The sequence below is a fragment of the Streptomyces sp. NPDC026062 genome (assembly GCF_055568375.1).
Window position 1 is genome coordinate 42,638 of record NZ_JBVHOQ010000007.1, and the last position, 23,346, is coordinate 65,983.

Genomic DNA, 23,346 nt, shown 5'->3' on the forward strand with positions numbered 1-23,346 from the left:
CGCCGCGTCAGCCGACGACCACCGACCGTGCCGAGGAAGGCGGCACGCCCTCCGTCGCGGTGATGCCGCTCAGCTCGAACGGCCCGTCGGTCGTGGCCCCGTACAGTGCGTGCGGCGGCTGCGTGGCGAACAGGGAGGGCGTGGGAAGGGTGAACCAGACGACCTTCCCGGCGCCGCCCCGGGGGCGTACGCCCCAGCTCTCGCTGACCGCGGCAATCAGTGCGAGCCCGCGCCCCGACGTACTGGAGTCACTGGCCTCGCGCACGGTCGGCATGCGTGGGTCGTGGTCATGGACGGACACCGTCAGCCGTTCGAGCAGCAACTCGACCTCGACGGTGCACGACTTGTCCGGCTGTGCGTGCCGGTGGACATTGGTCAGCAGTTCTGTGACGCCGAGCGCTGCCTGGTCGATCAGAGGATCGAGGTGCCAGTAGCGCAATTGCGCCGAGATGATTCTGCGGACCTGACCGATCCGCGACGGCAGGGCTTGGAGCTCCACCGTGCAGTGCCTGCTTGGCTCGCTGATCACGGCTGCGACTCCCCGAAGTAGGTCCGGAAGAAGACGAAGGAACGGATCCAGCAGATGGCTGGCCGCCGATTCTGGCCCGGCGGCCTGGATCGCAGTGTCACCGCCGGTGAACCATGAGTGACGTGTCTCCAATGTCGCCCAGCTGTCACGGCTCCGCAACTCGCGGTGTCCCCATGGCGCCGTCCCCTCAGTCCCGCCGGCCCCCCGCCCTGCGCACGGCTTCGAGGAAACGGTGCGCGGGGGCGGCGCCATCGGGCTTGCCTCTGCGCCGCTGCATCGTCAGCCGGTACCGCGTGCCGTTGACCCGCGCCACGGTCGCGTCCTCACCCGCGAACCAGGGTCTGCCCGCGCTCACCGTCCCCGCCGGCGCACTGTCGATCTCCACGCCGTAGCTGGTGAGCAGGGCCACCCGGCCGTCCTTGACGGTGACCTGCCCGGCCCTGGTGAGCGAGCGCGCCCACCGGTCGATGCGTACACCCGTCTCGCTGAACTCCGCTTCGTGCACGGTTCCTTCGCCCCCTTCATCGCACCCCTGAGAGGAAGTGTGCACATCCAGGGGCATCTGCACCAGGGCGGAACGGGACGCACATGGCCATTCCCGACGCCCCTGTCCGCCGGTCGCGCTCCGTGGCACCAAGGCAGGGCTATGGGGTATCAAAGGCAATGTTTGCCCAGGTAGGAGGCATATCGTGGGGCTCGCCGAGACGGGTCGTACGAGGAGAGGCGCGCTGATGGGTACGAGTGAGCACAGAAACGACGGCGAAGCCGTGGCAACCGTCGACATCGACCGCACCGATCTGACGTACCGGGCCTGGCTCAAGGAGGCCGTCCGCAAGGTCCAGGCCGACGCCAACCGCTCCGCCGACACCCATCTGCTGCGATTCCCGCTGCCCGAGAGCTGGGGCATCGACCTCTACCTCAAGGACGAGTCGACGCACCCCACCGGCAGCCTCAAGCACCGGCTGGCCCGGTCGCTGTTCCTCTACGGGCTCTGTAATGGCTGGATCCGTCCCGGGAAGCCCGTGATCGAGGCGTCGAGCGGCTCGACCGCCGTGTCGGAGGCGTACTTCGCCAAGCTGATCGGCGTCCCGTTCATCGCGGTGATGCCCCGTACCACCAGCCCCGAGAAGTGCCGGCTCATCGAATTCCACGGTGGCCGCTGCCACTTCGTCGACGACTCGCGCAAGCTCTACGAGGAGTCGGCCGAGCTCGCCGAGGAGACCGGCGGTCACTACATGGACCAGTTCACCTACGCCGAGCGGGCCACCGACTGGCGGGGCAACAACAACATCGCGGAGTCCATCTACCAGCAGCTCAGGCTGGAGCGGTACCCCGAGCCCGCCTGGATCGTCGCCACGGCGGGGACCGGCGGCACCTCGGCGACCATCGCGCGGTACGTGCACTACATGCAGCACGACACCCGCATCTGTGTGCCCGATCCGGAGAACTCCTGCTTCTTCGAGGGCTGGACGAACCACGACCCGCACGCGACCAGCGACTGCGGCTCCCGCATCGAGGGCATCGGCAGGCCGAGGATGGAGCCGAGCTTCGTGCCGGGCGCCATCGACCGGATGATGAAGGTCCCCGACGCGGCCAGCGTCGCGGCCGTGCGAGCCCTGGAGCGGTCCATCGGCCGCAAGGCGGGCGGTTCCACCGGCACCGGGCTGTGGAGCGCCTTCAAGCTGGTCGCGGAGATGGTCGCCGAAGGCCGCACCGGCAGCATCGTCACGCTGATCTGCGACCCGGGCGACCGCTATCTCGACAAGTACTACTCCGACTCCTGGCTGGCCGCCCAGGGCCTGGACATCGACCCTTACACGCGGACCATCGACGGCTTCCTGTCGACCGGTAACTGGCCCGGCCGGGAAGGGGAGACGGCCTGACGCGCCGGACGGGCGGGGCCGGGCGCGCGCCGGCCCCACCCGGGGCAGCCGTCGTGTCGGCCCCGCCGGGGGTCAGCGGTCCTCAGGCGGCCGAGGCGAGCCGGCGGTCGAGATTGCCCACCGCCTCCCGGAACGACCGCCCGACGGCCGACCGGGCCCGCCGCAGGGTGAACCGGAACACGGTGGAGCCGTCGGCGGCGAACGTCCACTGCACCCGCGTGCCGGTCCCCGCCGGAGTCAGCTGCCACTCCTCCAACAGTGCCCGCAGACCGGGGGCGTTGGACCGGTCCACCCGGTAGGCGTACCGCTCGCCCGGATCGGTGGCCACGACGGTCTCCCGGAACGCGATCCCGCCCCGCAGCCGCACCTCGCGCCCTGCCCCGCCGTCGAGCGGGAGCGCCGCCGTCACCTGTGTGAACCAGCCCGGCCAGCCCTCGATGTCCTCGGCCAGGGCGCGGTAGACGACATCGGGCGGGGCGGACACCTCGGCGGCGAAGACCAGCCGCAGCGGAGCGGACTCGACGAAGTCGAGTCCGACGGAACGAAGCCGACGTGCCATGGAACGCACCTCCCGTGCGGTGGCGGCGGACTGGCCGCGCACACCCTAGCGGGCACACGGCCAGAAGTCGCCGCACGCGGCACAACCGGATCGCGGCGGCGACGCACCGAACTCAGCGCACCGGCGTGAGCGAGTCGCCCTCCTTCAGCCTCCCCGTCACCCGCACCGCCGCATCGCGTGGAGCCCGGACCGCGAGCGTCGTACCGTCGCGCCGTTCGCGCACCGCCCCCGCGGTCTCGATCCGCTGTACCGCGCGACTTCCCGCGGCCAGCACGTACCACTGCCCGGAGGGGGCACGCCAGCGTGTCGTCGCCAGCACATGCTGACCGAAGCGGCTGCACCGTGCCGTGTCCCGCTCGTCCGCCACCACCGTCGCCCGAGCGGTGAGCGAGGTCGCGGGCGGCAGGAACTGCACCAGAACACGTCCGGGGCCCTGCCAGGTGTCGGCGCGGGTACAGATCCACTGCGCCGCGGCGCCCGACCCGGGCAGCCGCTGCTCGGCGAAGTCCCAGTTGTTGACCGCGCGGATGCCCGTGCCGCGCAGCGCCTCCAGCGCACAGGCGGTGCGCGCCCACGTCAGCAGAGCGGGGCCGCTCGTCGCCTCTCGCGGCTGGCGCGCGGGCGCGCCACCGGACGGCCTCGGGGTGTACGTGAGATGTACCGGCGCGAGGTCACCCAGATCGGTGAGGAGGAAGGCGTGGTTCTCCACGATGCGCGCCGACGACTGCAACTGGAGCACCGGCCAGGTGTCGCAGCTGCCGCCCGCCGCCGCACGGGGCACCGCGGCGGTGACCCCGTCCGCTGCCACCTTCAGCCCGCGCGCCCGGGTGTCGGGAGCCAGCAGGTCGCGCGTCGTGGTCCGTGCGATCCAGGGAGCCAGCAGGAACCGGGCCCGCTCCCCGCTGCGGCTGACGACCACCGCCGCACCGGTCGTCACATCGGCGTCGTCCGTGCGCGCGAAGTCCAGCGCCGCGCCGCCCGATCCCGACAGCGGCTCGGCATACCGCACCACCCGGACGCCCCGGTCGTGGAACAGCACCACCGCGGCGTCGTCCACCTCGCCCGCGTAGAGGAGTTGAGGCGGCTGGGCCGGGGGCACCTCAAGGGTGCCGGGCGTGGCCGAGACGGTGACACCGGGAGCGCCGCCCCAGGCGCGCAGCGCCCGGCCGAGCAGGGCCCGGTCCTCGGTTCGGTCGCCCCGGGCGGGCCAGGCGGTGAAGTCGATGCGTGAGGTGTCGGCCCACTCCTCGGCCGCGGTCCGCAGGAGCGCTGCCGGATCGAGAGCGGGCGCGAAGCCGCTCGGCGCGCTCGATCCGGCGGACGACGGCTCCGCCATCTGCTCCCGGGCCGTCACCGCGAACCCCCCGGCCACCACGCACAGTGCCGCTGTCACCGCCACCACCCGGATCCGGTGCCTGCGCCGCAGAAGGTCGCTCGGACGCGTCTGCAGTACACACGGGTCGAACTCTCCGGAACGAAGCAGCCCCCCGGCGCCCGCGCCCTCGGCCTCCCCGAGCCGCGCCGCCGCGCGCACCGCACCTGCCGGATCGGATGCCCCCGCCCGAGCCAGCAGCGAGTGCGTCGCGGGCCCGTCCAGCCCCTCCAGCAACCGCAGCCCGAACGCGGCCCTCACGGCAGCAGACACGGCCGACATCGCCTGGTCCAGGGCGAGTTCGGCCGCTCCACCGGCCTGCGGGAAGAGTCGCAGGCCCCAGACGGCCGGGAGCGACGGCCGCAGTGCCGCGGGCGCCGGGAGCCTGCCCGGCCACCAGCGCGGCCGTCGCTCGTGGGCCAGCGCGGTCCGCAGCACCCGCAGCCGCATCCACGCGTATGTGGAGGCGGGGCCGTCCGCGGCCGGGGAGTGCGAGGTGTCACGGGCCTGGGCCGGTACCCGCGCCGGCGCGGGGAACTCGGGCGTGCTGCGCGCCCCGGGCAGCGCGTGCTGCACCGCGGCGTGCGCCGCCAGCACCCGGCGGTGCCGGCCGAGCGAGGGTGGCAGCACCAGATAGGCGAGGCGTACGAGGCGTGGGTAGTGCTCCATGAGAGCGGCCTCGACCTGTTGAACACCCGGTCGTTCGCCGCCGCTGACGGTGGACCGCTGCTGAGGTTGGTGGATCGGCATGAGTTCGGAGCCTTCTGAGCCGTGGGCGAAATCCTTCACACCGACAAACGACTCGATCGTGTGACGGTCACATCACCTGTTCACGGCCCTGCGGCGGGACCTGGAGAGGTACCCGCGCGGTCAGCCGAAGGGCTGCGCCGGCCGGTCGAGCACGGAGTCCAGCACCCGGCCGAAGACCCGCCGTCCCGCACCGGCGATCAGCGGATCGCCCCACCGCGGCAGCAGCCGCACACTCAGCTCCTCCACCCAGACCACATGGGAGCCGGTATGGGTGGGATACACATCGATCGAGGCCCGTCCCCGCACCACCCCGCCGCGCTTCTCCAGCCGGCACAACCCGGCCCGGCTGCCTGCCGGCGGTGACCAGCGCACCACTTCCATCGGATCGTCGAACGACAACGGGCCGATCCCCGTACGGGCCACGAAAACCGTTCCGGTCCGGGTCGGCGGCCCGGTGGGCACCGTGATCGTCGTCAGGGGGACATGTGCGGCGTGCCGCTCCCAGTCCGTCACCCGGCGCCAGGACTCGACTGCGGGCAGAGGGGTGAAGCGCTCGATCCGGAAGACGGCCACAGGCCGATCCTAGGACGTCACGGCCCCGGCGCGAGCTGAGCGGAATCCGCAGCTCAGTTCTGGGCCGGCGCGCCGTCCGCGCTCCGGCCCGCCACCACGAGACCCGGAAGGTGCTCCTCGATCTCCTCGCGGTCACCCCCGGACAGCCCCGCGTCCGTGACGAACGTGTGCACCTGATCCAGGGCGGCGAACGAACTCAGGCCCACCGTCCCCCACTTGGTGTGGTCCGCGACCACCACCACCCGCCGCGCCGACTGGACGAAACGGCGATTGGTCTCGGCCTCCGCCAGATTCGGCGTGGACAGCCCGCCCTCCACCGAGATCCCGTGCACACCGAGGAAGAGCACATCGAAGTGGAGCGAGGCGATCGCCCGGTCGGCGACGGGGCCGACCAGCGAGTCGGACGGGGTCCGCACCCCACCGGTGAGCACCACGGTCGCGGCCCCGGGCCGCGAGCCGGCCGAGCCAGGACGCTGCGCCGCGTGGAACACGTCCGCGACCCGCACCGAGTTGGTCACCACCGTGAGGTCGGGCACGTCCAGCAGATGCTGGGCCAGGGCGTAGGTGGTGGTACCGCCGGAGAGGGCGATGGCGCTGCCGGGCACGGCCATCGCGGCGGCGGCCCGCGCGATGTCCTCCTTCGCGCTCAGTTCGAGCGCCGACTTCGCCTCGAAGCCGGGTTCGTGTGTACTCGCCTCGACCACGGGCACCGCGCCGCCGTGCACCTTCTCGACGACACCCTGGCGGGCCAGCGAGTCCAGGTCCCGGCGGACGGTCATGTCCGAGACGTTGAGTCTCCTGGTCAGTTCGTTGACCCTGACGCCGCCGCGTCTGCGCACCTCGTCGAGGATCAGCGCACGCCGCTGTTCCGCGAGCAGATTCTGATTCTCGCTCAACGCTGTGCCCTGTCCTTCCCTCTGGCCGTGCGGCAGCCCATGCCGACGGCTCATCCTGCCACGCGGTGTCGCAGGCCGCCGCACTGGGGAGATTCCGTAAGAGCGAAGCGTGCACCCGGGTCCCTCCTTCACTCTGGTGACCGGGCATCAGCCGCGTCCCACCTCCGAGAGCGAGTCACCCGTGCCATCTGCCACCCCGGCCCCACAGAGCGAAGGGCCCGCACTGGAGCTGCTGGTCCACGGCGTGGGCGGAGCGACGCCCCAGGAGATGCTCGTCGATCCGCGCACCGTCCGGGTCACCGGTGACGCCACCGCCGCCATCTACCGGCGTCCGGGCGACCTCGACGCGGAAGCCCACCCCGATCGCTACCGGGACCGGCCCATCGCCGAGGCGTACTGCTGGTCCAACCTGACGTCCGGCAACGGCTCCCGTGCGCTGTGGCTCCTGCTGCTCCCGTTCATGGTGATCAACCTCGCCCACTGGATGCGTCCGGCCGCCACGCGCCGCCCCCGCGCGATCCGGCTGTACGGCCTGCTCGTGAGGCTCGTCGCGCTGAGCCTCACGGTCCTGCTGACCGCCGCCGTCTGCGAGGTCGCGCTCGATCTGACCGCCTGGCAGTGCGCGGGCGAGCAGGACTGTTCCGACCAGCGGTCCTGGCTGGGGTTCCTGTCGGCCTCGCAGGGCGGCTGGTGGTCCCAGCCGGGCCGCCGCCTCGCCCTTGCCGCTCTGGTGCCGACCGCGCTGGTGGTACTGCTGTGGTATCTGTCCAACCGGACCTGGAGCGCGTACGAGTCGCAGCGACCGCTCACCGGCACGGATCCGGATGAGGACGTACCGCGGCCGGCCCCCGGCACGGACCCGGCCCCCGTGCTGCGGCCCGCGCTCGGACGGCCCGGATTCTGGTACGGACGCCGGCTCGTCGCACGGCTGCGTGCCGCCCACACCGCGGCCGGATTCCTCACCGTCACCGTCTTCGTCACGGGCGCGGCCGCCCGGCACGACCGTTCCGCCGCCGGACCGGTGCCCGAGGCGGCCGGGACGCTGATCGAGGTGCTGCTCGCGGCGGGGGCGCTCGTCGTGCTCTGGGTGGTCTGCAGGCGCGGACGGAGCGAACGGCGCCTGGACAACCGCCTCGACCGCGCTGTCGTCAGGTACCTGCCGGTGGCCGCCCTCGCCCTGCTCGCCCTCGCCGCGCTGCACGCCGCCTGGTCGCGTCCCGACTGGGTCTCCGCCGGCACGCTTCCCGGTGACGTCATGTTCAGCGTCGTCACTCTCGCCCAGGGCGCCCTTGTCGTCGCACTCGCCGCGGTCTCGCTGAACCTGTACCGGGGCAGTCCCGAGCCGCGCACCGTGCTGCGCGGACTCGGCGGCCCCGCCGTCGCGATGCTCGCCTGCGCGCTCGGCGGTGTGATGACGGGCGGGGTGGCCCAGCGCGTCGCGGACTGGCTCGACGGTCCGGGCAGCCCGGGTATGGGACGCAGCGCCCTCATAGAGGGACCGCCGGTGCTCCTCAGCTGGCAGGCTTCCGTCATCCCCGTGCTGCTGGTGCTGCTCCTGGTGCCGGGCCTCGTGCTCGGCATACGCACCTACCGTGCGGCCCGCCGGCTGGAACCGCTGATCGATACGGAGTACGAGGAGGCACGGCCCGACCCCGCGCGCACGAAGCAGATCGCCAGTACCCGGGCCACCGCCGCGCTCACCGACTCCGCACCCGGCATGCTGGGCCTGGTCTCCGGCGCCACACTGCTGCTCGGCGCGGGGGCGGTGGCCGGGGCGTGGACGAGCGGGCAGGTTCCCGGGCTCGCGATGGAGGGCAGCGGCCCCTTCGTCGAATCGGTGGCCGAGGCGGCGCAGTCCACCGGATCCTGGCTCGTGGGCTTCGGCTTCCTGCTCTTCGTCGCCTGCGGGCGGCGCGCGTACCGGGACGTGTCCGCCCGGCGCACCATCGGCATCCTCTGGGACGTGGGAACGTTCTGGCCGCGTGCCGCACATCCCTTCGCCCCGCCCTGCTACGCGGAACGCGCCGTCCCCGATCTGGCCTCACGCATGTCCGGCTGGACCGCGCGCACCCGGGGCCGGCTCGTCATCTCGGGCCACTCCCAGGGCAGCGTTCTGGCCGCCTCCGCGGTCTGGCAGCTGCCCGCCGGGGTTCGCCGCAGGGTCGGCCTGCTCACCTACGGCTCGCCGATCGAGCGACTCTACGGGCGGTGGTTCCCGGCCTACTTCGGGCCCGTCCAGCTGCACGGGCTGCACCGGTCGGTGCACTGCTGGCGCAACCTGTGGCGGGCCACCGACCCGATCGGCGGGGAGGTGCGGCTCGGCGAGGAGTCCGGGCCCGAGGTGGACCGGGGCCCGCTCAAGGATCCGCTGGTCTACGGCCGCACCCCCGAACACCCGCTTCCCGAGCCGGTGCTGGGGCACTCCGACTACCAGGCGGACCCCGTCTTCGCCCAGGAGCGCGCCGCGCTCCTGGAACGGCTCGTCCCCGTCCTGCCCCGTCAGGCGGACGAGCCGGGGCGAGGTGTCAGGGGAGTTCCGGAAGGTCTTCCGGGAACAGCAGAGTGAGGTCCTCCGTGCTCATCTCGGCAAGCTGCGCGACGCGGCCGGCATGCCGTTCGACCATGGACTCGAAGGTCTGGCGGGCCGTGCGGCCGTTGCCGAAGGCGGGCCCCTTGGGAAGCTCGGTGAAGTACTTCAGCAGCGCTTCACCGGTCCCGGACGCCAGGCTGTACTCCTGCTCCCGCGTCTGCTGTTCGACGATACGCAGGAGCTCACCGGGCTCGTAGTCGCTGAAGGTGATGGTCCGTGAGAAACGGGACGCCACACCGGGGTTGACGGTGAGGAACCGCTCCATCTCATGGGTGTAACCGGCGACGATGACGACCACCGCGTCCCGGTGGTCCTCCATCAGCTTCACCAGTGTGTCGATCGCCTCCCGGCCGAAGTCCCGGCCGGAATCCTCGGGCGAGAGGGCGTATGCCTCGTCGACGAACAGCACCCCGCCGCGCGCCCGGTCGAAGGCCTCCTGGGTGCGGATGGCGGTCGAGCCGATGTGCTCGCCGACCAGGTCGACCCGCGACACCTCGACCAGGTGCCCCCGCTCCAGTACCCCGAGGGAGGCCAGGATCTCCCCGTAGAGCCGGGCCACCGTGGTCTTGCCGGTGCCGGGGGAGCCGGTGAAGACGAGATGGCGGCGGACCGAGGCCGCCTTCAGACCGGCGAGCTGACGCCGGCGGCCCACCTCGATCATGTCGGTGAGGGCGCGCACCTCGCGCTTGACGCTGTCGAGGCCGACCAGCGCGTCCAGTTCGCCGAGCACCGCCTTGGACGTACGCGCGGGCTCGGCCGGCACCTCGACCGCCACGGGCTCCACGGCGCGCGGCGCGGGGACGGCGCCCAGCAGCCCCGGAGCCGACTGGGTGGCCGTCAGGACCGCCGGCGGCGGCGGAGGGGCGGTACGCAGACCGCTCTCGTCGCTGGTGCAGTCCTCCACGACCGGCCCGGTGGCCGAGGCGTCGCCGTGGGCCCCGCCCTCCGCGAACTCGTAACCGCCACGGGCGCACCGCTCGGTGCGGCACCGTGTCAGCGTCGTGCGGCAGCCGTCCATCACATGGAAGCCGTAGCCCTCGCTGCCGGTGACCCGACAGCTGTGGAAGGTGCCGCGGCCCTCGGCCGACACATAGAAACCGGCCTCGGCGGGGGAGGTGACGGTGCAGCGTTCGATCGTCGGATCGGCGCCCTTGGTGACGATCACTCCGGTCTGCACGGCGTCGACGGTGCAGTTGTTCAGGGTCCCGCCGCTGCCGTGGTCGCGGAACCAGGCGCCCGTGGACGCCTCCCGGATCCGGCAGTCGTCGAGCTGTGCGGTCGCCCCGTCGCTGACGGACACCGCCGTGTTGCGGACCTGGCACAGATCGCTGTCCACCACGTCGGCGCGTGAGCCCCGGTCGAGGACGAAGAGGGCATCAGGCACGTCGTGGACGCGGCAGGAATCCAGTATCACGGTGGCCCCGTCGCTCACCCAGACCGCGGGATAGTCGCCGGTGCTGTCGTGGATCTCGCACTGGTTGGCGTCGACCCTGGTGCCCGGGTCCCAGACCGAGAGCCCGTTGCGGCCGAACCGGCGCACCGTCGAGCGGGTCAGTGTGAGAACGGAGCGGGACCGCAGGTCCACCGCGTTCTCGGGGATGTCGTGGATGTCGCAGTCGGCCAGGGTGAGCACGGCGTCGGTGTCCAGAGTGACGCCGTCCGCCGAAGTGCGGTGCACCGTGCAGTCGGTGAGATGGGCCGAGGCGCGGGCGGACACCTGGATCCCGCTGCCCTTGATCTCGTAGATCTCGCAGCCGACCGCTTCGAGCCCGCTGCCCTCACCCGTGACGGACAGACCCGCGCCCGAGGCGTGATGGACACGGCAGCGCTCCAGCCGCGGGTGTGCCCCGTTGCGCACCGAGACCCCCGACTGCCCGGCCGAGACGATCTCGCACTCCTCGAACACGCCGCCCGCACCGTCGAGTACGGCCATGCCGACGCCGGCCGGGTTGTCGACGGTGCAGCGGCGCACGGTGGGCCGGGCCGCACCGCGCACCTCCAGCCCGGCGGCCGAGCGGGTCACGATCCGCAGGTCGGCGATCTCCGGGGCGCCCTCCTCGACCAGCAGGGCCGGGGCGGTGGAGTCCTGGCCCTCCACATGCAGGTCCTGGACGACGGCGGAGGCGCGCAGGGTCAGCGGGACGCCGTCGGCCGGCGCGATCCGCACGGAACCGACGGAACCCTCGGGTCCGCGCAGCGTCACCGCGCGGGCGATGACCAGATTCTCCCGGTAGGTGCCCGGCGCGACGGTGAGCACGTCACCGTCCGCCGCCGCTTCCAGAGCCGCGGTGAGGGAGGCGTACTCGCCTGTGCGGCGCCGCCACCGCGATGTTCCGGTGTGCGTCACCTGGACCGTGCCCTGTGCCATGGCGCTGTTGTGCCCCCACCTCGTGCGTGTGTGATGCCCGTGCCACCGGCCTCGCGGCGGCGGTCACCCCGATTCCCCCGAGGGAGAGACGGGCGGGCCGGTCCACCGTAGCGCGCGCGGAGGGCGGGAGTTGACCCGATCAGCAGGTCTTCAGCTGCCGGTGCCCGTCCTGCCCCAGTCCGGACCGGCCCTGGCCCATGCCCGGTCGAGCCGCTCGTACCGTCCTCGCACCATGCGCCGTACGATCAGGCGCCGCCCGCCCTCGATCAGCAGGACGGCCGCCATTCCCGCACCGAATCCGGCCAGCGCGGCATGGGTGTGCGCGGTCGGCGCGTCCATGGGGCGAAGTGCGGGGTTGCCCGCCCGGTCCGTCCAGATCCGCACCTGCGCGCCCGTCGCGGTGGAGCGGGAGGTGGTCGTCACCGTGGCACTGCGCGCCGTACCGTCCTCGGCGTGCCAGCGGGCCACCACGGTGGTCTGAGCCCTTCGGTCCGTGGAGACCTCGGGGTCCGACACATGGTGCCGGTCGGCCACGCGGCGTACCACGACGGCGGTGGTGAGCCGGCGGTCCGCCTGCTGGGCCCGTACCGACTCCTGCAGTGCCTGGTCGGTCCGCGATCCGCAGTACCAGCCGAGCAGCGGTGCCACCAGCACGAGCAGAAGAAAAGCCACCAGAGCCACCCACGCCTCGCGCCTGTCCGTGGCGCGGCGCAGGGGATTGTGCCGCCAGCGCCAGACTCCCGTGAGCGTTCGCACAGTCCTGCACCCCCTTCCGTATCCGTCATAACCCGATACGGCGCTCCCCGCGCGCCGGAGCGACGAAGAGAGAGCAACCTCACCCGTCAACCCGCCCTGCTTCTCCGGGAGTTCCCGGTCATCTGGAGTTTCGGCCCAGAATCCGCACCGGGTCCCCGACCCGGATGACGCCCGTCGTGTCCGGGATCAGATTCTGGCCGAAGCGCAGCTCCTTGCCGGACAGGCGGTGCCGGGCGAGCGTGCGCAGCGGCTCGGCGCCCCGGCGGGCGGTGAGCTGGTCGATCGTGGTGATGACACAGCGGGCGGAGGGCTTGACCACACGGAACGTCACGTCGCCGATCGAGAGCCGGCTCCAGCCGTCCTCCGCCCACGCGGCCGTACCGGCCACGACGACGTTGGGCCGGAAGCGGTTCATCGGCAGCGGCCCCTCGCCGGGGTGACCGCCGCGCTCGATGAGCGAGTTCAACGCGTCGAGTGAGGCGAGGGCGGTGAGCAGCAGCGGAAAGCCGTCGGCCAGGCTGACGGTCTCACCCGGCCGTGCGTGGTCGGGGTTGATGAGCCTGCGCCGGTCCGGCGCGTCGAGATGCACCAGCCTGACCTCCACGCCGAGGAACTCGCCCAGCCAGGCGTGCGCGCTCCGCGCGGCCTCGACCACTTCGAGCCGGCTGCGGTGCAGCGCCACGCCGATCGTCGCCCGCGGCTCGGGGACCTCCACGGTGAGCGCCGCGCTCCCTGGCGCGGCCAGCGCGATGCCGCCACCTGGCCCGGGCGTGGCGGAGATCAGTGCCATACGGGGCTGCTGACGCTGCGTGACCACCTTGCCCGTGGCGTCGACCAGCATCCAGCGGCGGTCGCCGTCGAGTCCCCATGGCTCGACGACGGCCTCACCGACGGTGCACGCGGCCAGCGATTTGACCGGATGGATGTGCACGGCACTCAGTTCGGGGGTGGGCATGCCCCCATCCTGCCAGCCGCTCCCCGGCGGCCCCTCGCTGCCGGTGGGCGGCGGTTCCCGGAGGGTGCTGGACCCTCCTAGTACCCCCGGCCCTGGTACGGGCGGTTGTACGGATCCTCGTACGGGGACTGTGCGGGCGCGGGGGCGGGACGAGGCGACGCCGGGCGCATCGACTCGTAGCCGGTGCCCGGTGCGGGCCGCTGCGGTTGCTGGTACTGCGGAGGCGACTGGTAACCCCCGCGGCCCGCGGACGGCTGCTGCGGGATGTACGGCGCCGGGGCGTGCTGCAGCTGGGCCGGCTGCATCGGCGTGTACCCCTGCTGCGCCATCGGCTGCTGGTAGCCGTACGACGGATTCGGCTGGGAGGGTGCCGCGGGCAGAGCCGGCAGGGCCGACGGCAGCGCCGGCAGGTAGCTGTTGCCGGTGTCATAGGCGGCGGGCACTCGGATCGGTGCGATCTGAGGCGTGCCCCGCTCCGCGACCAGGGAGTCGTAGATCGGAGTGTCGGGGAACGACGGCGAGGCGTAGTAGCCGCCGCCGTAGGTGGAGCGGGGGGAGGTCATGGCACCTAAGTTAAGCCCACGATGTGCTGATTGGGGAGCCCGATAAGAGGGTCGTTTTACGTGTTGTGAGTGAACAGCTATCCCCAATGCGAGCGAACTTGGGAAAAAGGGGCGCCCAGAGGCGTAGTGATCGTGTAAAAGGCGAGTTCACGGGGGGGGTGTCGGCAGGTCTTCGGGGCCGTGCGGGCACCGATGTGGGTCTCGTGAGGGGGCGGGCATTAGGTTGACCGGGAAAGGTCTTGGCAGCCGGACTCGCGATGGGGGCGAGCATGACCATGCTAAAAGGAACCAATGTTCCAGTGGCGGCTCAGGCCGTGCGCGTCGAATTGGGGTGGCGCGCCGCCCCCGGAACCCCGGACGTGGACGCCTCGGCGCTCCTTCTCCTCGGCTCCGGAAAGGTGCGCGGCGACGCGGACTTCGTCTTTTACAACCAGCCGGCCCACGCGTCCGGAGCGGTGCGTCACGAGGGCAAGCGGACCACTGCCGGAGCGGCCACCGACACGCTCGCCGTCGATCTGGCCAGGGTGGAGCCCTCCGTCGACCGGGTGGTGCTGGCGGCCTCCGCCGACGGCGGTTCGTTCGGCCGGGTGACGGGGCTCTACGTACGGATCACGGACGCGGCCAACGGCTCGGAACTGGCGCGTTTCGACAGCACCGACGCCACGGTGGAGACCGCCTTCATCCTGGGAGAGCTCTACCGGCGCCAGGGCTCCTGGAAGTTCCGGGCTGTCGGCCAGGGTTACGGAACCGGGCTCGAAGGGCTTGCCACGGACTTCGGGATCTCCGTCGACAAACCGCAGCCGCCCCCGCAGGCACCTCAGCCGCATACGCCCCCGCAGGCCCAACCGCCCCACCCCGCAACACGGGTCGCCGCCACACCGCCCCCGCCGCAGTACCCCCGGCCGGCCCATGCCGCCCCGATGGCCCCGCCGGTCCCTCCCGCGCCCCCGGCCCCGCCGGTCACCCAGCCCGTCCGCCTCACCAAGGTGACACTCACGAAGGACGCGCCCTCCGTCTCGCTCGCGAAACAGGGCGGCACCTCGGGAGCCATGCGCGTCAATCTCAACTGGGAAGTGCGCAAGCAGTTCAAGGGGTGGGGCAGCAAACTCGGCAGGGCCGTCGCACAGCACGCCGATCTCGATCTTGATCTCTGCGCCCTCTACGAACTGACCGACGGCCGCAAGGGAGTGGTGCAGGCGCTCGGAAACGCCTTCGGTGCTCTCCAGCAGCCGCCCTATATCCAGCTCGACGGCGACGACCGCACGGGTGCCGTGGCCTCAGGCGAGAACCTGACGGTCAACCTCGACCAGAAGGCCAGGATCCGCCGGGTCCTGATCTTCGTCACCATCTATGAAGGGGCCCGGAGTTTCGCCGATCTGCACGCGACCGTGACCCTCCAGCCACAGCACGGCGCGGCGATCGACTTCTCGCTCGACGAATGCACCGTCCCCTCGACGGTCTGCGCGCTCGCCCTCATCACCAACAACGGGAACGACCTCACCGTGCAGCGCGAAGCCCGCTATCTCGTACCGCAACGCGGAGTGAGCCCGCAGCGCACCATCGACCAGGCGTACGGCTGGGGCATGAACTGGACCCCCGGCCGCAAATGAGACCGCAAGGCGTTCACTGATCCGGAGCGGTCTCGGGACGGGCGTACGTACGCCCCTTCCAGGCCGCACCCCGGCCGCGGTGGTGCTGCACCGCCGAATCGACGGTCATCAGCAGATACAGCAGCGCGGTGAACGGCAGCAGCGGAGCGAGCCACAGCGACTGCCGGTAGTACCCCAGCATCGGCATGTACGTGCCGGCCATCACCGCCCACGCGGACCCCCCGGCCCAGGCGGCCGGGGGATCGCCGCCCAGCAGCCCCGCCACGAGCGTCACAGGCGGCGCCAGGTAGATGAGCGCGAGCCCGAGCACCGTACCGAGCAGCACCAGCGGACGGTGCCGCAGCTGGGCGTACGCGCTCCGCGAGACCATCCGCCACAGGTCGCCCAGGTGCGGATACGGCCGCACGCTGTCCACCCGCTCCGCGAGCCCCAGCCAGATCCGCCCGCCGCTCCGCTGCACGGCCCGCGCCAGCGACACGTCGTCGATCACCGCCTGCCGGATCGACTCCGGCACCCGGGCCCGTACGGCCGCCTCTGTCCGCAGCAGCACACATCCGCCCGCGGCGGCCGCCGTCCGCTTCCCCGCCCGGTTCACCCACCGGAACGGATAGAGCTGCGAGAAGAAGTAGACGAACGCGGGCACGACCAGCCGTTCCCAGACGCTCTTCACCCGCAGCCGCGCCATCTGCGAGACCAGGTCGAAGCCGCCCGACTCGGCGGCCGCCACCAGTTCCCGCAGACTGTCCGGCTCATGCGCGATATCGGCGTCCGTCAGCAGCAGGTACCCGGGATTCCGGGACCGGGCCAGCGCGATCCCGTGCCGGACCGCCCAGAGCTTGCCCGTCCAGCCGGGCTCGGGTTCCCCGGGGGACACCACGGTGACCGGCAGCCCCGCGCACCGCACGGACAGCTCACGGGCGAGATCGCCGGTGCCGTCCTTGCTGCAGTCGTCGACCAGGAAGATCTCGGCGGTGCCCGGATAGTCCTGCGCCAGCAGCGACGGCAGGCTCACCGGGAGCATGTCCGCCTCGTCACGCGCGGGCACGACGACGGCGACCGAGGGCCAGTGCGCCGGGGCGGCGCGGCTCGGCAGCCGCTGGTCGGTCCGCCAGAAGAACCCCTGTCCCAGCAGCAGCCACACCCACACGACCAGCGAACCCACGGCGATCCAGGCAACGGCGCTCATTGGCCGAAGTCTGCCCCACTGAGCCGGGACCGCAAGGGCCGTCGACTATGGTGACTGGGTGAAGATCGCGCTCATGGACTCCGGAATCGGCCTTCTCGCCGCCGCCGCCGCAGTACGCCGGCTGAGGCCGGACGCCGATCTGGTGCTCTCCTCCGACCCCGGCAGCATGCCCTGGGGGCCCCGGACGCCCGAAGACGTCACGGGCCTCGCCCTCGCCGTCGCCCGTGCCGCAGCGGACCACCGGCCCGACGCCCTGATCGTCGCCTGCAACACGGCCTCCGTCCACGCGCTCGCCGCGCTCCGGGCCGAACTGGAGCCCGCGCTGCCGGTGATCGGGACCGTCCCCGCGATCAAGCCGGCCGCCGCTGCGGGCGGTCCGGTCGCGATCTGGGCCACCCCCCTCACGACCGGCAGCCCCTACCAGCGTGGCCTGATCCGTGACTTCGCCGGGTCCGCCGCCGTCACCGAGGTGCCCTGCCCCGGCCTGGCCGATGCCGTGGAGTACGCGGACGAGGCCGGCATCGAGAAGGCCCTGGCCGCCGCCGCCGCGCTCACCCCGCCCGATGTGCAGGCCGTGGTGCTGGGCTGCACCCACTACGAACTGGTCGCCGAACGTATCCGCGCCGCCGTGCAGCAGCCCGGCCGCCCGCCCGTCGTCCTGCACGGCTCCGCCGGCGCCGTCGCCGCTCAGGCCCTGCGCCGGATCGGGGCCGGGACCGCTCCATCGGCCGAGCCCTCCGCCGGACTCGTCGTACTCTCCGGCGGACATCCGTCCACGCTCCCGGCAGCCGCACTGGCCTACCGGGAAGGGCGCGGGCTCGCCGCCGTCAGCACCGCCCGCTGACCGTCCGGCGGCCCGGGAGAGGCCGTGAGACACGTCCCCCCGCGCGCATTCTTCAGTACCCTGCTTGACATGAGCGACCACCCCCGCAAACCGTCGCGTACCGGTGCCGACACCCACACCGCGGTCTGGGTCGGCCGGGCCACCAACCGGACCCAGTGGGTGCTCGCGGCCGCAGGCGCCGCCTGTCTGGCGCTCGGGATCCAGCTTGCCGTCAGCTCCACCTGGACCTCCGGCATCGCTCCGCTGCTCATGTCGGTGATCGGCTGCGTGGCGGCCGGGCTGCTCATGCTGTTCGGGACCCTGGCCTTCGTGAACGTGGCGGTCCGCGTCGACGGCGACGCCCTCGAAGTGCGCTGCGGCCACATGGGGCTGCCGCGCCGCCGAATCCTGCTCACCCATGTGGTGGGCGCGGAATTCGCACCCCAGGTCACCCCGCGCCAGTGGGGCGGCTGGGGCTACCGCTGGCGTCCCGAGCAGGGCACGGCCGTAGTCGTACGCCGAGGCGAGGGCCTGGTGCTCAGACTCGGCGACGGCAGGACCTTCACCGTCACGGTCGACGACGCGGAGGCGGGCGTCCGCTTCATCCGCGAGCGCCTGCACCTGCCGTCCACCGGTGCGGCAGCGGGCGCCTGACCTCGGGCACCGGCCCGCCCCCTGCGCGTTCCGGCACGGACTCCGGACCCACCGCGATATGCGTGGTCACCAGGTTCGCCGGCCCGCCCCACTGCCCCTCGTCCCGTCTGTGGACCGGCTCCGGGCGCGCCGTTCTCCTGCATGTCGCTGTTGCCGGGCGCGTCGTCTCAGGGCACGCCGCCCCGGCTCCGCGGCGGTCGCTCCGCAGCCGCGGTGGCCCCGGACCCGTCCGCCCCGATCGGCAGCCTGGCCGATGCCAGCCCGGCGAGCAGCCCCGCCCCCGCCGTCACCGGCGTGAAACTCAGCGCGTTGCCGACACTCGCCAGCGCCGCCAGTGCCGTGAGCGCGGCGCCGGCGGTCAGGACCACCGCGGTGCTGCGCGGCGACCGCCACAGGACGTACAGCAGCCAGCCGAACGCCGCCGCCAGCAATGCCACACCGACCACCCCCTGCTCGGCCGCCTGCTGCAGCGCGGCCGAGTGCGGCTTCCCGTCCGAACCGAGGGTCTGCCGCGCCGTGGGGCTCAGATCAGCGAAGCGGTCGGGGCCGACACCGAGCCATGGGTGCTGCCCAGCCAGCCGCGCCGCGTCCTGCCACAGCTGGATCCGGTAGCTGGTGAGGCGGCCTTCCAGGGAGAGCATGAGCCCGTCGGGCACCAGGTCCTCGGCCACCGCCCACGAGAGGCCCGCCATCAGCCCCGCGCTCAGCGCCAGACCGGCGAGACCCAGCAGCCGACGGCACGTCCTGACCGCTGCCAGAGAACACAGCAGCACTCCGAGCGCCGCCACGAACCCGACGAAGGAGCCGAGCCCGAGCGCGGCACAGGCCGTGCCGAGAGCCAGCAGCCGCAGGGCCCATCGCAGCGATTCCCGCCGGGACGCGGCCGCCGCGCAGCAGGCCGCGCCGGCCGCCAGGACCAGCAGCGCGACGGCCGCACCGGTGTGGCCCGGAGCGGTTTCCATGGTGGCCGTCGCGCCGGGTACACCACGACGCCACACGATCGCCATGGCGAGGGCGGCCACGGCGGACACGGCCGCGGTGGCCACCGGCAGCAGCGTTCCGCAGATCCGCCCGCAGGTGAATCCCGCCGCGACGGCGAGCAGCGCGAGCAGCACCCCTTCGGGCCGGGTCTCGCGCCCGGCCGCGCTGATCAGCGACCAGATCGCGCAGGCGGCGAGAATCAGTGCGCCGGCGACGTCGGACGCGTTGCCGCCCTCGGATCTCGGTCGGTCTGCTGGTGCAGTCATCACGTCCGTCCCCCGGCCTGTGACCGTCCCGATCGCGAGGGCCGGATCCGGCCCGGTCGGCGGGGGACTGGCGCACAGGTTAACGGCCACAGCGGTCATATGTGAGGGAGATGCGAAGAAACGATCCGGCCGCAGGGATTCCGTCACCAGGACGGGGCTCCCCGGCAGCCTGGCCGTCACCGTAGACTCCGCCGGGTGAGCACCACCATCGCCCAGGTCGGCGACCCGCAGAAGCCCGTCTCCACCCTCCGAGCAGGCCGTCTGCTGCCGCGCCTGGTACGGCCTGCCGCCGCCGTCCTCTCCGGGGTGATGCTCTACGCGAGCTTCCCGCCCAGGCCGCTGTGGTGGCTGGTTCTGCCCGGTTTCGCGCTGCTGGGCTGGGTGCTGTTCGAGCGCAGGTTCCGCGCCGCGTTCGGCCTCGGCCTGCTCGCCGGACTCGGCTTCATGCTGCCGCTGCTGCACTGGACGGGTGAAGAGGTCGGCCCGGTGCCGTGGCTGGCCCTCGCCGCGGCCGAGGCGCTGTTCATCGCCGTGGGCTGCATCGGCATCTCCGCCGTGTCCCGGCTCGCCGGCTGGCCGCTCTGGGCCGCCGCGGTGTGGACGCTCGACGAGGCGCTCCGGGCCAGGGTGCCCTTCGGCGGCTTCCCCTGGGGCAAGATCGCCTTCGGGCAGGCGGACAGCGTGTTCCTGCCGCTAGCCGCGCTGGGCGGTACCCCGCTCCTCTCCTTCGCCGTGGTGCTGTGCGGCTTCGGCCTTTTCGAGGCGGTCCGCCGGTTCCGGATCCACCGTGCCACGGGCGAACTGCCCCGCCTGGCGGCCGCGGCGACCGCAGCCGCCGTCCTGGTGCCGGTCGCCGCCGCCGTCGCGTCGCTGCCGCTGGTCGACGACTCGGCCGAGGACGGCACCGCGACCGTCGCCGCGATCCAGGGCAACGTGCCGAGGCTCGGACTCGACTTCAACTCGCAGCGACGCGCCGTCCTGGACAACCACGCGAACCGCACGGAGCAGCTGGCCCGGGATGTGAAGGCGGGCAAGGTTCCCCAACCCGACTTCGTCCTGTGGCCCGAGAACTCCTCCGACCTCGACCCCTACCGCAACGCCGACGCGAGGATCGTCATCGACGACGCCGTGAAGGCGATCGGTGTGCCGACCGTGATCGGCGCCGTCGTCGAGCCCGACACGGGCAACCTGCGCAACACCCTCATCCAGTGGGATCCGGACAAGGGCCCCGTGGCCACGTACGACAAGCGTCACATCCAGCCGTTCGGCGAGTACATGCCGATGCGCTCCTTCGTACGCGTCTTCAGTTCGGACGTGGACCGTGTGCAGCGCGACTTCGGACCGGGCACGAAGGTCGGCGTCTTCGACCTGGCGGGCACCGATGTCGGCCTGGTCACCTGCTACGAGGCCGCGTTCGACGACGCCGTACGCGACACGGTCGAACACGGAGCCCAGCTGATCGCCGTCCCCAGCAACAACGCCACCTTCGGCCGCAGTGAGATGACCTACCAGCAGCTCGCGATGTCCCGGGTGCGCGCGGTCGAGCACAGCCGTTCCGTGGTCGTCCCGGTCACCAGCGGGGTCAGCGCGGTGATCCGCCCGGACGGCACCGTCGTCCGGAAGACGAAGATGTTCACGCCGGACGCCCTGGTGGACGAGGTGCCTCTGCGTTCCTCGCTGACCCCGGCGACCCAAATGGGCCCGCTCCCCGAGGGCGTGCTCGCCCTGCTCGCCGTGACCGGACTCGGCTGGGTGACGGCGCGGGCGGTGCGCACGCGCCGCTCCCGTTGAGCAGGCCCGCACCACGTAGGGTCGGTGGCATGGCCACTCCTGACTTCATCCGCAAGATCCGTGCCACCGCAGGTCAGCAGTTGCTGCTGCTGCCCGCCGTCAGCGCCGTTGTCTTCGACGACGAAGGCAGAGTGCTTCTGGGACGACGCGCCGACACCGGCACCTGGTCGGTCATCGGAGGCATCTGCGAGCCGGGGGAGCAGCCGGCGACGACGGCGGAGCGCGAGGTGTACGAGGAGACGGCCGTACGCTGCGTGGCGGAGCGGGTGGTGCTCACCCAGGCTCTGCCGCCCGTGCAGTACGAGAACGGTGACCGCTGCCAGTTCATGGACATCACCTTCCGCTGCCGCGCCACCGGCGGTACGGCCCGGGTCAACGACGACGAGTCGCTGGAGGTGGACTGGTTCCACGTCGACGCGCTGCCGTCCCTGGAGGAGTTCGCGCTCCTCCGGATCAAGGAGTCGATGACCGGCGGCCCCACCTGGTTCGAGGCCACCGACCCGCGGATGTGACGGTGGCCGGGCGGCCGCGCACGGCCACCCGGCCCCAGGACCACCGCGGACCGGACCTAGGTACCGCTGCGCACGGTGCCGGCGGATGCCTTCGCGGACATGTCCCGCCCGGCACCCGGCTCGACGTCCGCCAGGTCCCGGTGACGGGTCTCCTTGGCGCAGACGACGGCGAGCACGGTGATGAGCGCGGCGGCGATCACATACAGCGCGATCGGCGTCGAACTGTCGTAGTCGGCGAGCAGCGCGGTGGCGATGAGCGGCGCAGGGGCACCGGCCGCGACGGACGAGAACTGGGCGCCGATCGACGCGCCCGAGTACCGCATCCGGGTCGCGAACAGCTCCGAGAAGAAGGCGGCCTGCGGCGCGTACATCGCCCCGTGGAAGAACAGCCCGACCGTCACGGCGAGCAGCAGGTTCCAGAAGTTCCCGCTGTCGATCAGCGCGAAGAACGGGAACATCCAGAGGCCCACCCCGACCGCGCCGGCCAGGTAGACCGGCCTGCGTCCGACGCGGTCGGACAGCGCACCCCACAGCGGGATGACGGCGAAATGGATCGCCGACGCGATGAGGACCGCGTTGAGCGCCGTCTGCTTGCTCAGATCGGCCGCTGTCGTCGCGTAGACGAGGATGAACGCGGTGATGACGTAGTAGCTGATGTTCTCCGCCATCCTGGCGCCCATGGCGATCAGCACATCACGCCAGTGATGGCGTAGCACGGCGACGACCGGCATCTTCTCCGCCGCCCCGGAGGCGGCCCTGCGCTCCTCGGCCTGCGCCAGCGCGGCCTTGAACAACGGTGATTCATCGACGGACAGACGAATCCACAGGCCGAGGATCACCAGCACTCCGGAGAGCAGGAACGGGATGCGCCAGCCCCAGGCCTCGAACGCCGAGTCCGACATGAGCGCGGTGAGCGCGGAGAGCACCCCGGTCGCGAGCAACTGCCCGGCCGGCGCACCGGTCTGCGGCCACGAGGCCCAGAACCCCCGGCGCCCGGCGTCCCCGTGCTCCGACACCAACAGCACGGCCCCGCCCCACTCGCCGCCGAGGGCGAAGCCCTGCACCAGCCGGAGCACGGTGAGCAGGACCGGAGCGGCGACGCCGACGGTGGCGTGGGTCGGCAGCAGCCCGATGGCGAACGTGGCCCCGCCCATCATCAACAGGCTGAGCACCAGCAGCTTCTTGCGCCCGAGCCGGTCGCCGTAGTGCCCGAAGACCAGCGCGCCGATCGGCCGGGCGGCGAAGCCGACGGCGTACGTGAGGAAGGACAGAAGGGTTCCGACGAGCGGTTCGGAATCGGGGAAGAACAGCTTGTTGAAGACCAGCGCGGCCGCTGATCCGTAGAGGAAGAAGTCGTACCACTCGATGGTGGTGCCGATGAGGCTGGCGGCGACGATGCGGCGGAGGTTGGAGGTGGGTGGGGGAGCGGATGCGGGGGCGGCCATGGGTACCACTTCCGGACGGTTGGCGGGGACGGGGACGTGTCGCCACACCGTAGGAACGGGCAGGTCAGAGGCACATGTGGCGGGGCACCATAGTTCTCGGGCCCATCGTGCGCGGGGCCACTATGACAGGCGCGCCGAGACTGCTTCGAGGACCGGTTCGAAGACCGGCAGGCGTCCTTGAGGATCGCGGTGTCGGGCATGCCCTCTGTCCTGGCGCCGGCTTCCGTGCTGACTCGGTGCTGACCAGGCGGTGTTGGACTTCGGTATGCGGCGCGGAGCCGCGG

Annotated in this window: 19 protein-coding genes and 1 pseudogene; 7 read left to right on the forward strand and 13 right to left on the reverse strand. The window is 72.1% G+C overall.

Features of this window, described 5'->3' with window-relative positions; all coding sequences use genetic code 11:
* Positions 1 to 7: 7 nt before the first annotated feature.
* Both ACZ4LX_RS08390 and ACZ4LX_RS08395 read right to left on the reverse strand, forming a co-directional pair.
* Positions 8 to 529: an ATP-binding protein gene (locus tag ACZ4LX_RS08390; RefSeq protein ID WP_467642305.1), complete on the reverse strand. Its 522-nt coding sequence runs from the start codon at positions 527 to 529 to the stop codon at positions 8 to 10.
* Between the two features lie 187 nt (positions 530 to 716).
* Positions 717 to 1,091, reverse strand: coding sequence for a hypothetical protein (locus ACZ4LX_RS08395; RefSeq protein ID WP_467642307.1), 375 nt, complete (start codon positions 1,089 to 1,091; stop codon positions 717 to 719).
* A 169-nt stretch (positions 1,092 to 1,260) separates the two neighbouring features.
* Here ACZ4LX_RS08395 and cds1 point away from each other — a divergent pair, with 169 nt between their 5' ends.
* A complete protein-coding gene (gene cds1, locus ACZ4LX_RS08400) occupies positions 1,261 to 2,412 on the forward strand; it encodes an L-cysteine desulfhydrase Cds1 (RefSeq protein ID WP_467642309.1) in 1,152 nt (383 codons plus the stop codon).
* 82 nt (positions 2,413 to 2,494) lie between these two features.
* Here cds1 and ACZ4LX_RS08405 read toward each other — a convergent pair whose 3' ends face one another.
* From ACZ4LX_RS08405 to ACZ4LX_RS08420, 4 genes are all read right to left on the reverse strand, one after another.
* On the reverse strand, positions 2,495 to 2,971 hold the full coding sequence (locus ACZ4LX_RS08405) for an SRPBCC family protein (RefSeq protein ID WP_467642311.1): 477 nt from the start codon (positions 2,969 to 2,971) through the stop codon (positions 2,495 to 2,497).
* Positions 2,972 to 3,083: 112 nt separating this feature from the next.
* Positions 3,084 to 5,093, reverse strand: a complete 2,010-nt coding sequence (locus ACZ4LX_RS08410) for a hypothetical protein (protein ID WP_467642313.1) — start codon at positions 5,091 to 5,093, stop codon at positions 3,084 to 3,086.
* Between the two features lie 120 nt (positions 5,094 to 5,213).
* Entirely contained in the window at positions 5,214 to 5,666 is a 453-nt protein-coding gene (locus ACZ4LX_RS08415; protein ID WP_467642315.1) for an SRPBCC family protein, read from the reverse strand.
* Positions 5,667 to 5,719: 53 nt separating this feature from the next.
* Complete coding sequence (locus ACZ4LX_RS08420; protein ID WP_467642317.1) at positions 5,720 to 6,562, reverse strand: DeoR/GlpR family DNA-binding transcription regulator; 843 nt, start codon at positions 6,560 to 6,562, stop codon at positions 5,720 to 5,722.
* Positions 6,563 to 6,743: 181 nt separating this feature from the next.
* Here ACZ4LX_RS08420 and ACZ4LX_RS08425 point away from each other — a divergent pair.
* Positions 6,744 to 9,115: pseudogene (locus ACZ4LX_RS08425) on the forward strand (hypothetical protein); the annotation flags it as partial.
* Here the strand turns inward: ACZ4LX_RS08425 and ACZ4LX_RS08430 are convergent.
* The 4 genes from ACZ4LX_RS08430 to ACZ4LX_RS08445 form a co-directional block, all read right to left on the reverse strand.
* Positions 9,088 to 11,520 (reverse strand): right-handed parallel beta-helix repeat-containing protein, encoded by a 2,433-nt coding sequence (locus tag ACZ4LX_RS08430; protein WP_467642319.1) that lies wholly within the window; start codon positions 11,518 to 11,520, stop codon positions 9,088 to 9,090. The pseudogene ACZ4LX_RS08425 and the gene ACZ4LX_RS08430 overlap by 28 nt on opposite strands.
* Positions 11,521 to 11,670: 150 nt before the next feature.
* Positions 11,671 to 12,276, reverse strand: coding sequence for an Rv1733c family protein (locus ACZ4LX_RS08435; RefSeq protein WP_467642321.1), 606 nt, complete (start codon positions 12,274 to 12,276; stop codon positions 11,671 to 11,673).
* A gap of 118 nt (positions 12,277 to 12,394) precedes the next feature.
* Positions 12,395 to 13,231: an MOSC domain-containing protein gene (locus ACZ4LX_RS08440; RefSeq protein ID WP_467642323.1), complete on the reverse strand. Its 837-nt coding sequence runs from the start codon at positions 13,229 to 13,231 to the stop codon at positions 12,395 to 12,397.
* A gap of 77 nt (positions 13,232 to 13,308) precedes the next feature.
* Positions 13,309 to 13,794: a DUF6643 family protein gene (locus tag ACZ4LX_RS08445; RefSeq protein ID WP_467642325.1), complete on the reverse strand. Its 486-nt coding sequence runs from the start codon at positions 13,792 to 13,794 to the stop codon at positions 13,309 to 13,311.
* A gap of 257 nt (positions 13,795 to 14,051) precedes the next feature.
* Between ACZ4LX_RS08445 and ACZ4LX_RS08450 the strand changes: the two genes are divergently transcribed.
* Positions 14,052 to 15,404 (forward strand): TerD family protein, encoded by a 1,353-nt coding sequence (locus ACZ4LX_RS08450; protein WP_467642593.1) that lies wholly within the window; start codon positions 14,052 to 14,054, stop codon positions 15,402 to 15,404.
* Positions 15,405 to 15,417: 13 nt separating this feature from the next.
* Here the strand turns inward: ACZ4LX_RS08450 and ACZ4LX_RS08455 are convergent, their stop codons facing one another.
* A complete protein-coding gene (locus tag ACZ4LX_RS08455) occupies positions 15,418 to 16,590 on the reverse strand; it encodes a glycosyltransferase (RefSeq protein ID WP_467642327.1) in 1,173 nt (390 codons plus the stop codon).
* A 58-nt stretch (positions 16,591 to 16,648) separates the two neighbouring features.
* On the opposite strand from ACZ4LX_RS08455, the gene ACZ4LX_RS08460 reads away from it, so the two are divergent.
* Together ACZ4LX_RS08460 and ACZ4LX_RS08465 are read left to right on the forward strand one after the other, a co-directional pair.
* Positions 16,649 to 17,434 carry a glutamate racemase gene (locus ACZ4LX_RS08460; protein WP_467642329.1) on the forward strand — a complete coding sequence of 262 codons (786 nt, stop codon included), beginning with the start codon at positions 16,649 to 16,651 and terminating at the stop codon, positions 17,432 to 17,434.
* Between the two features lie 69 nt (positions 17,435 to 17,503).
* Positions 17,504 to 18,067 carry a hypothetical protein gene (locus ACZ4LX_RS08465; protein ID WP_467642331.1) on the forward strand — a complete coding sequence of 188 codons (564 nt, stop codon included), beginning with the start codon at positions 17,504 to 17,506 and terminating at the stop codon, positions 18,065 to 18,067.
* A 167-nt stretch (positions 18,068 to 18,234) separates the two neighbouring features.
* Here the strand turns inward: ACZ4LX_RS08465 and ACZ4LX_RS08470 are convergent, their stop codons facing one another.
* Positions 18,235 to 19,314 carry an O-antigen ligase family protein gene (locus ACZ4LX_RS08470; protein WP_467642333.1) on the reverse strand — a complete coding sequence of 360 codons (1,080 nt, stop codon included), beginning with the start codon at positions 19,312 to 19,314 and terminating at the stop codon, positions 18,235 to 18,237.
* A gap of 195 nt (positions 19,315 to 19,509) precedes the next feature.
* On the opposite strand from ACZ4LX_RS08470, the gene lnt reads away from it, so the two are divergent.
* Both lnt and ACZ4LX_RS08480 read left to right on the forward strand, forming a co-directional pair.
* Positions 19,510 to 21,105, forward strand: a complete 1,596-nt coding sequence (gene lnt, locus ACZ4LX_RS08475) for an apolipoprotein N-acyltransferase (protein ID WP_467642335.1) — start codon at positions 19,510 to 19,512, stop codon at positions 21,103 to 21,105.
* 29 nt (positions 21,106 to 21,134) lie between these two features.
* The gene (locus ACZ4LX_RS08480) at positions 21,135 to 21,617 is read left to right on the forward strand and encodes an NUDIX hydrolase (protein WP_467642337.1); all 483 of its coding nucleotides are present in this window, start codon (positions 21,135 to 21,137) and stop codon (positions 21,615 to 21,617) included.
* A gap of 56 nt (positions 21,618 to 21,673) precedes the next feature.
* On the opposite strand, the gene ACZ4LX_RS08485 is transcribed toward ACZ4LX_RS08480, so the two are convergent.
* Positions 21,674 to 23,062, reverse strand: a complete 1,389-nt coding sequence (locus ACZ4LX_RS08485; RefSeq protein ID WP_467642339.1) for an MFS transporter — start codon at positions 23,060 to 23,062, stop codon at positions 21,674 to 21,676.
* Positions 23,063 to 23,346: the final 284 nt, after the last annotated feature.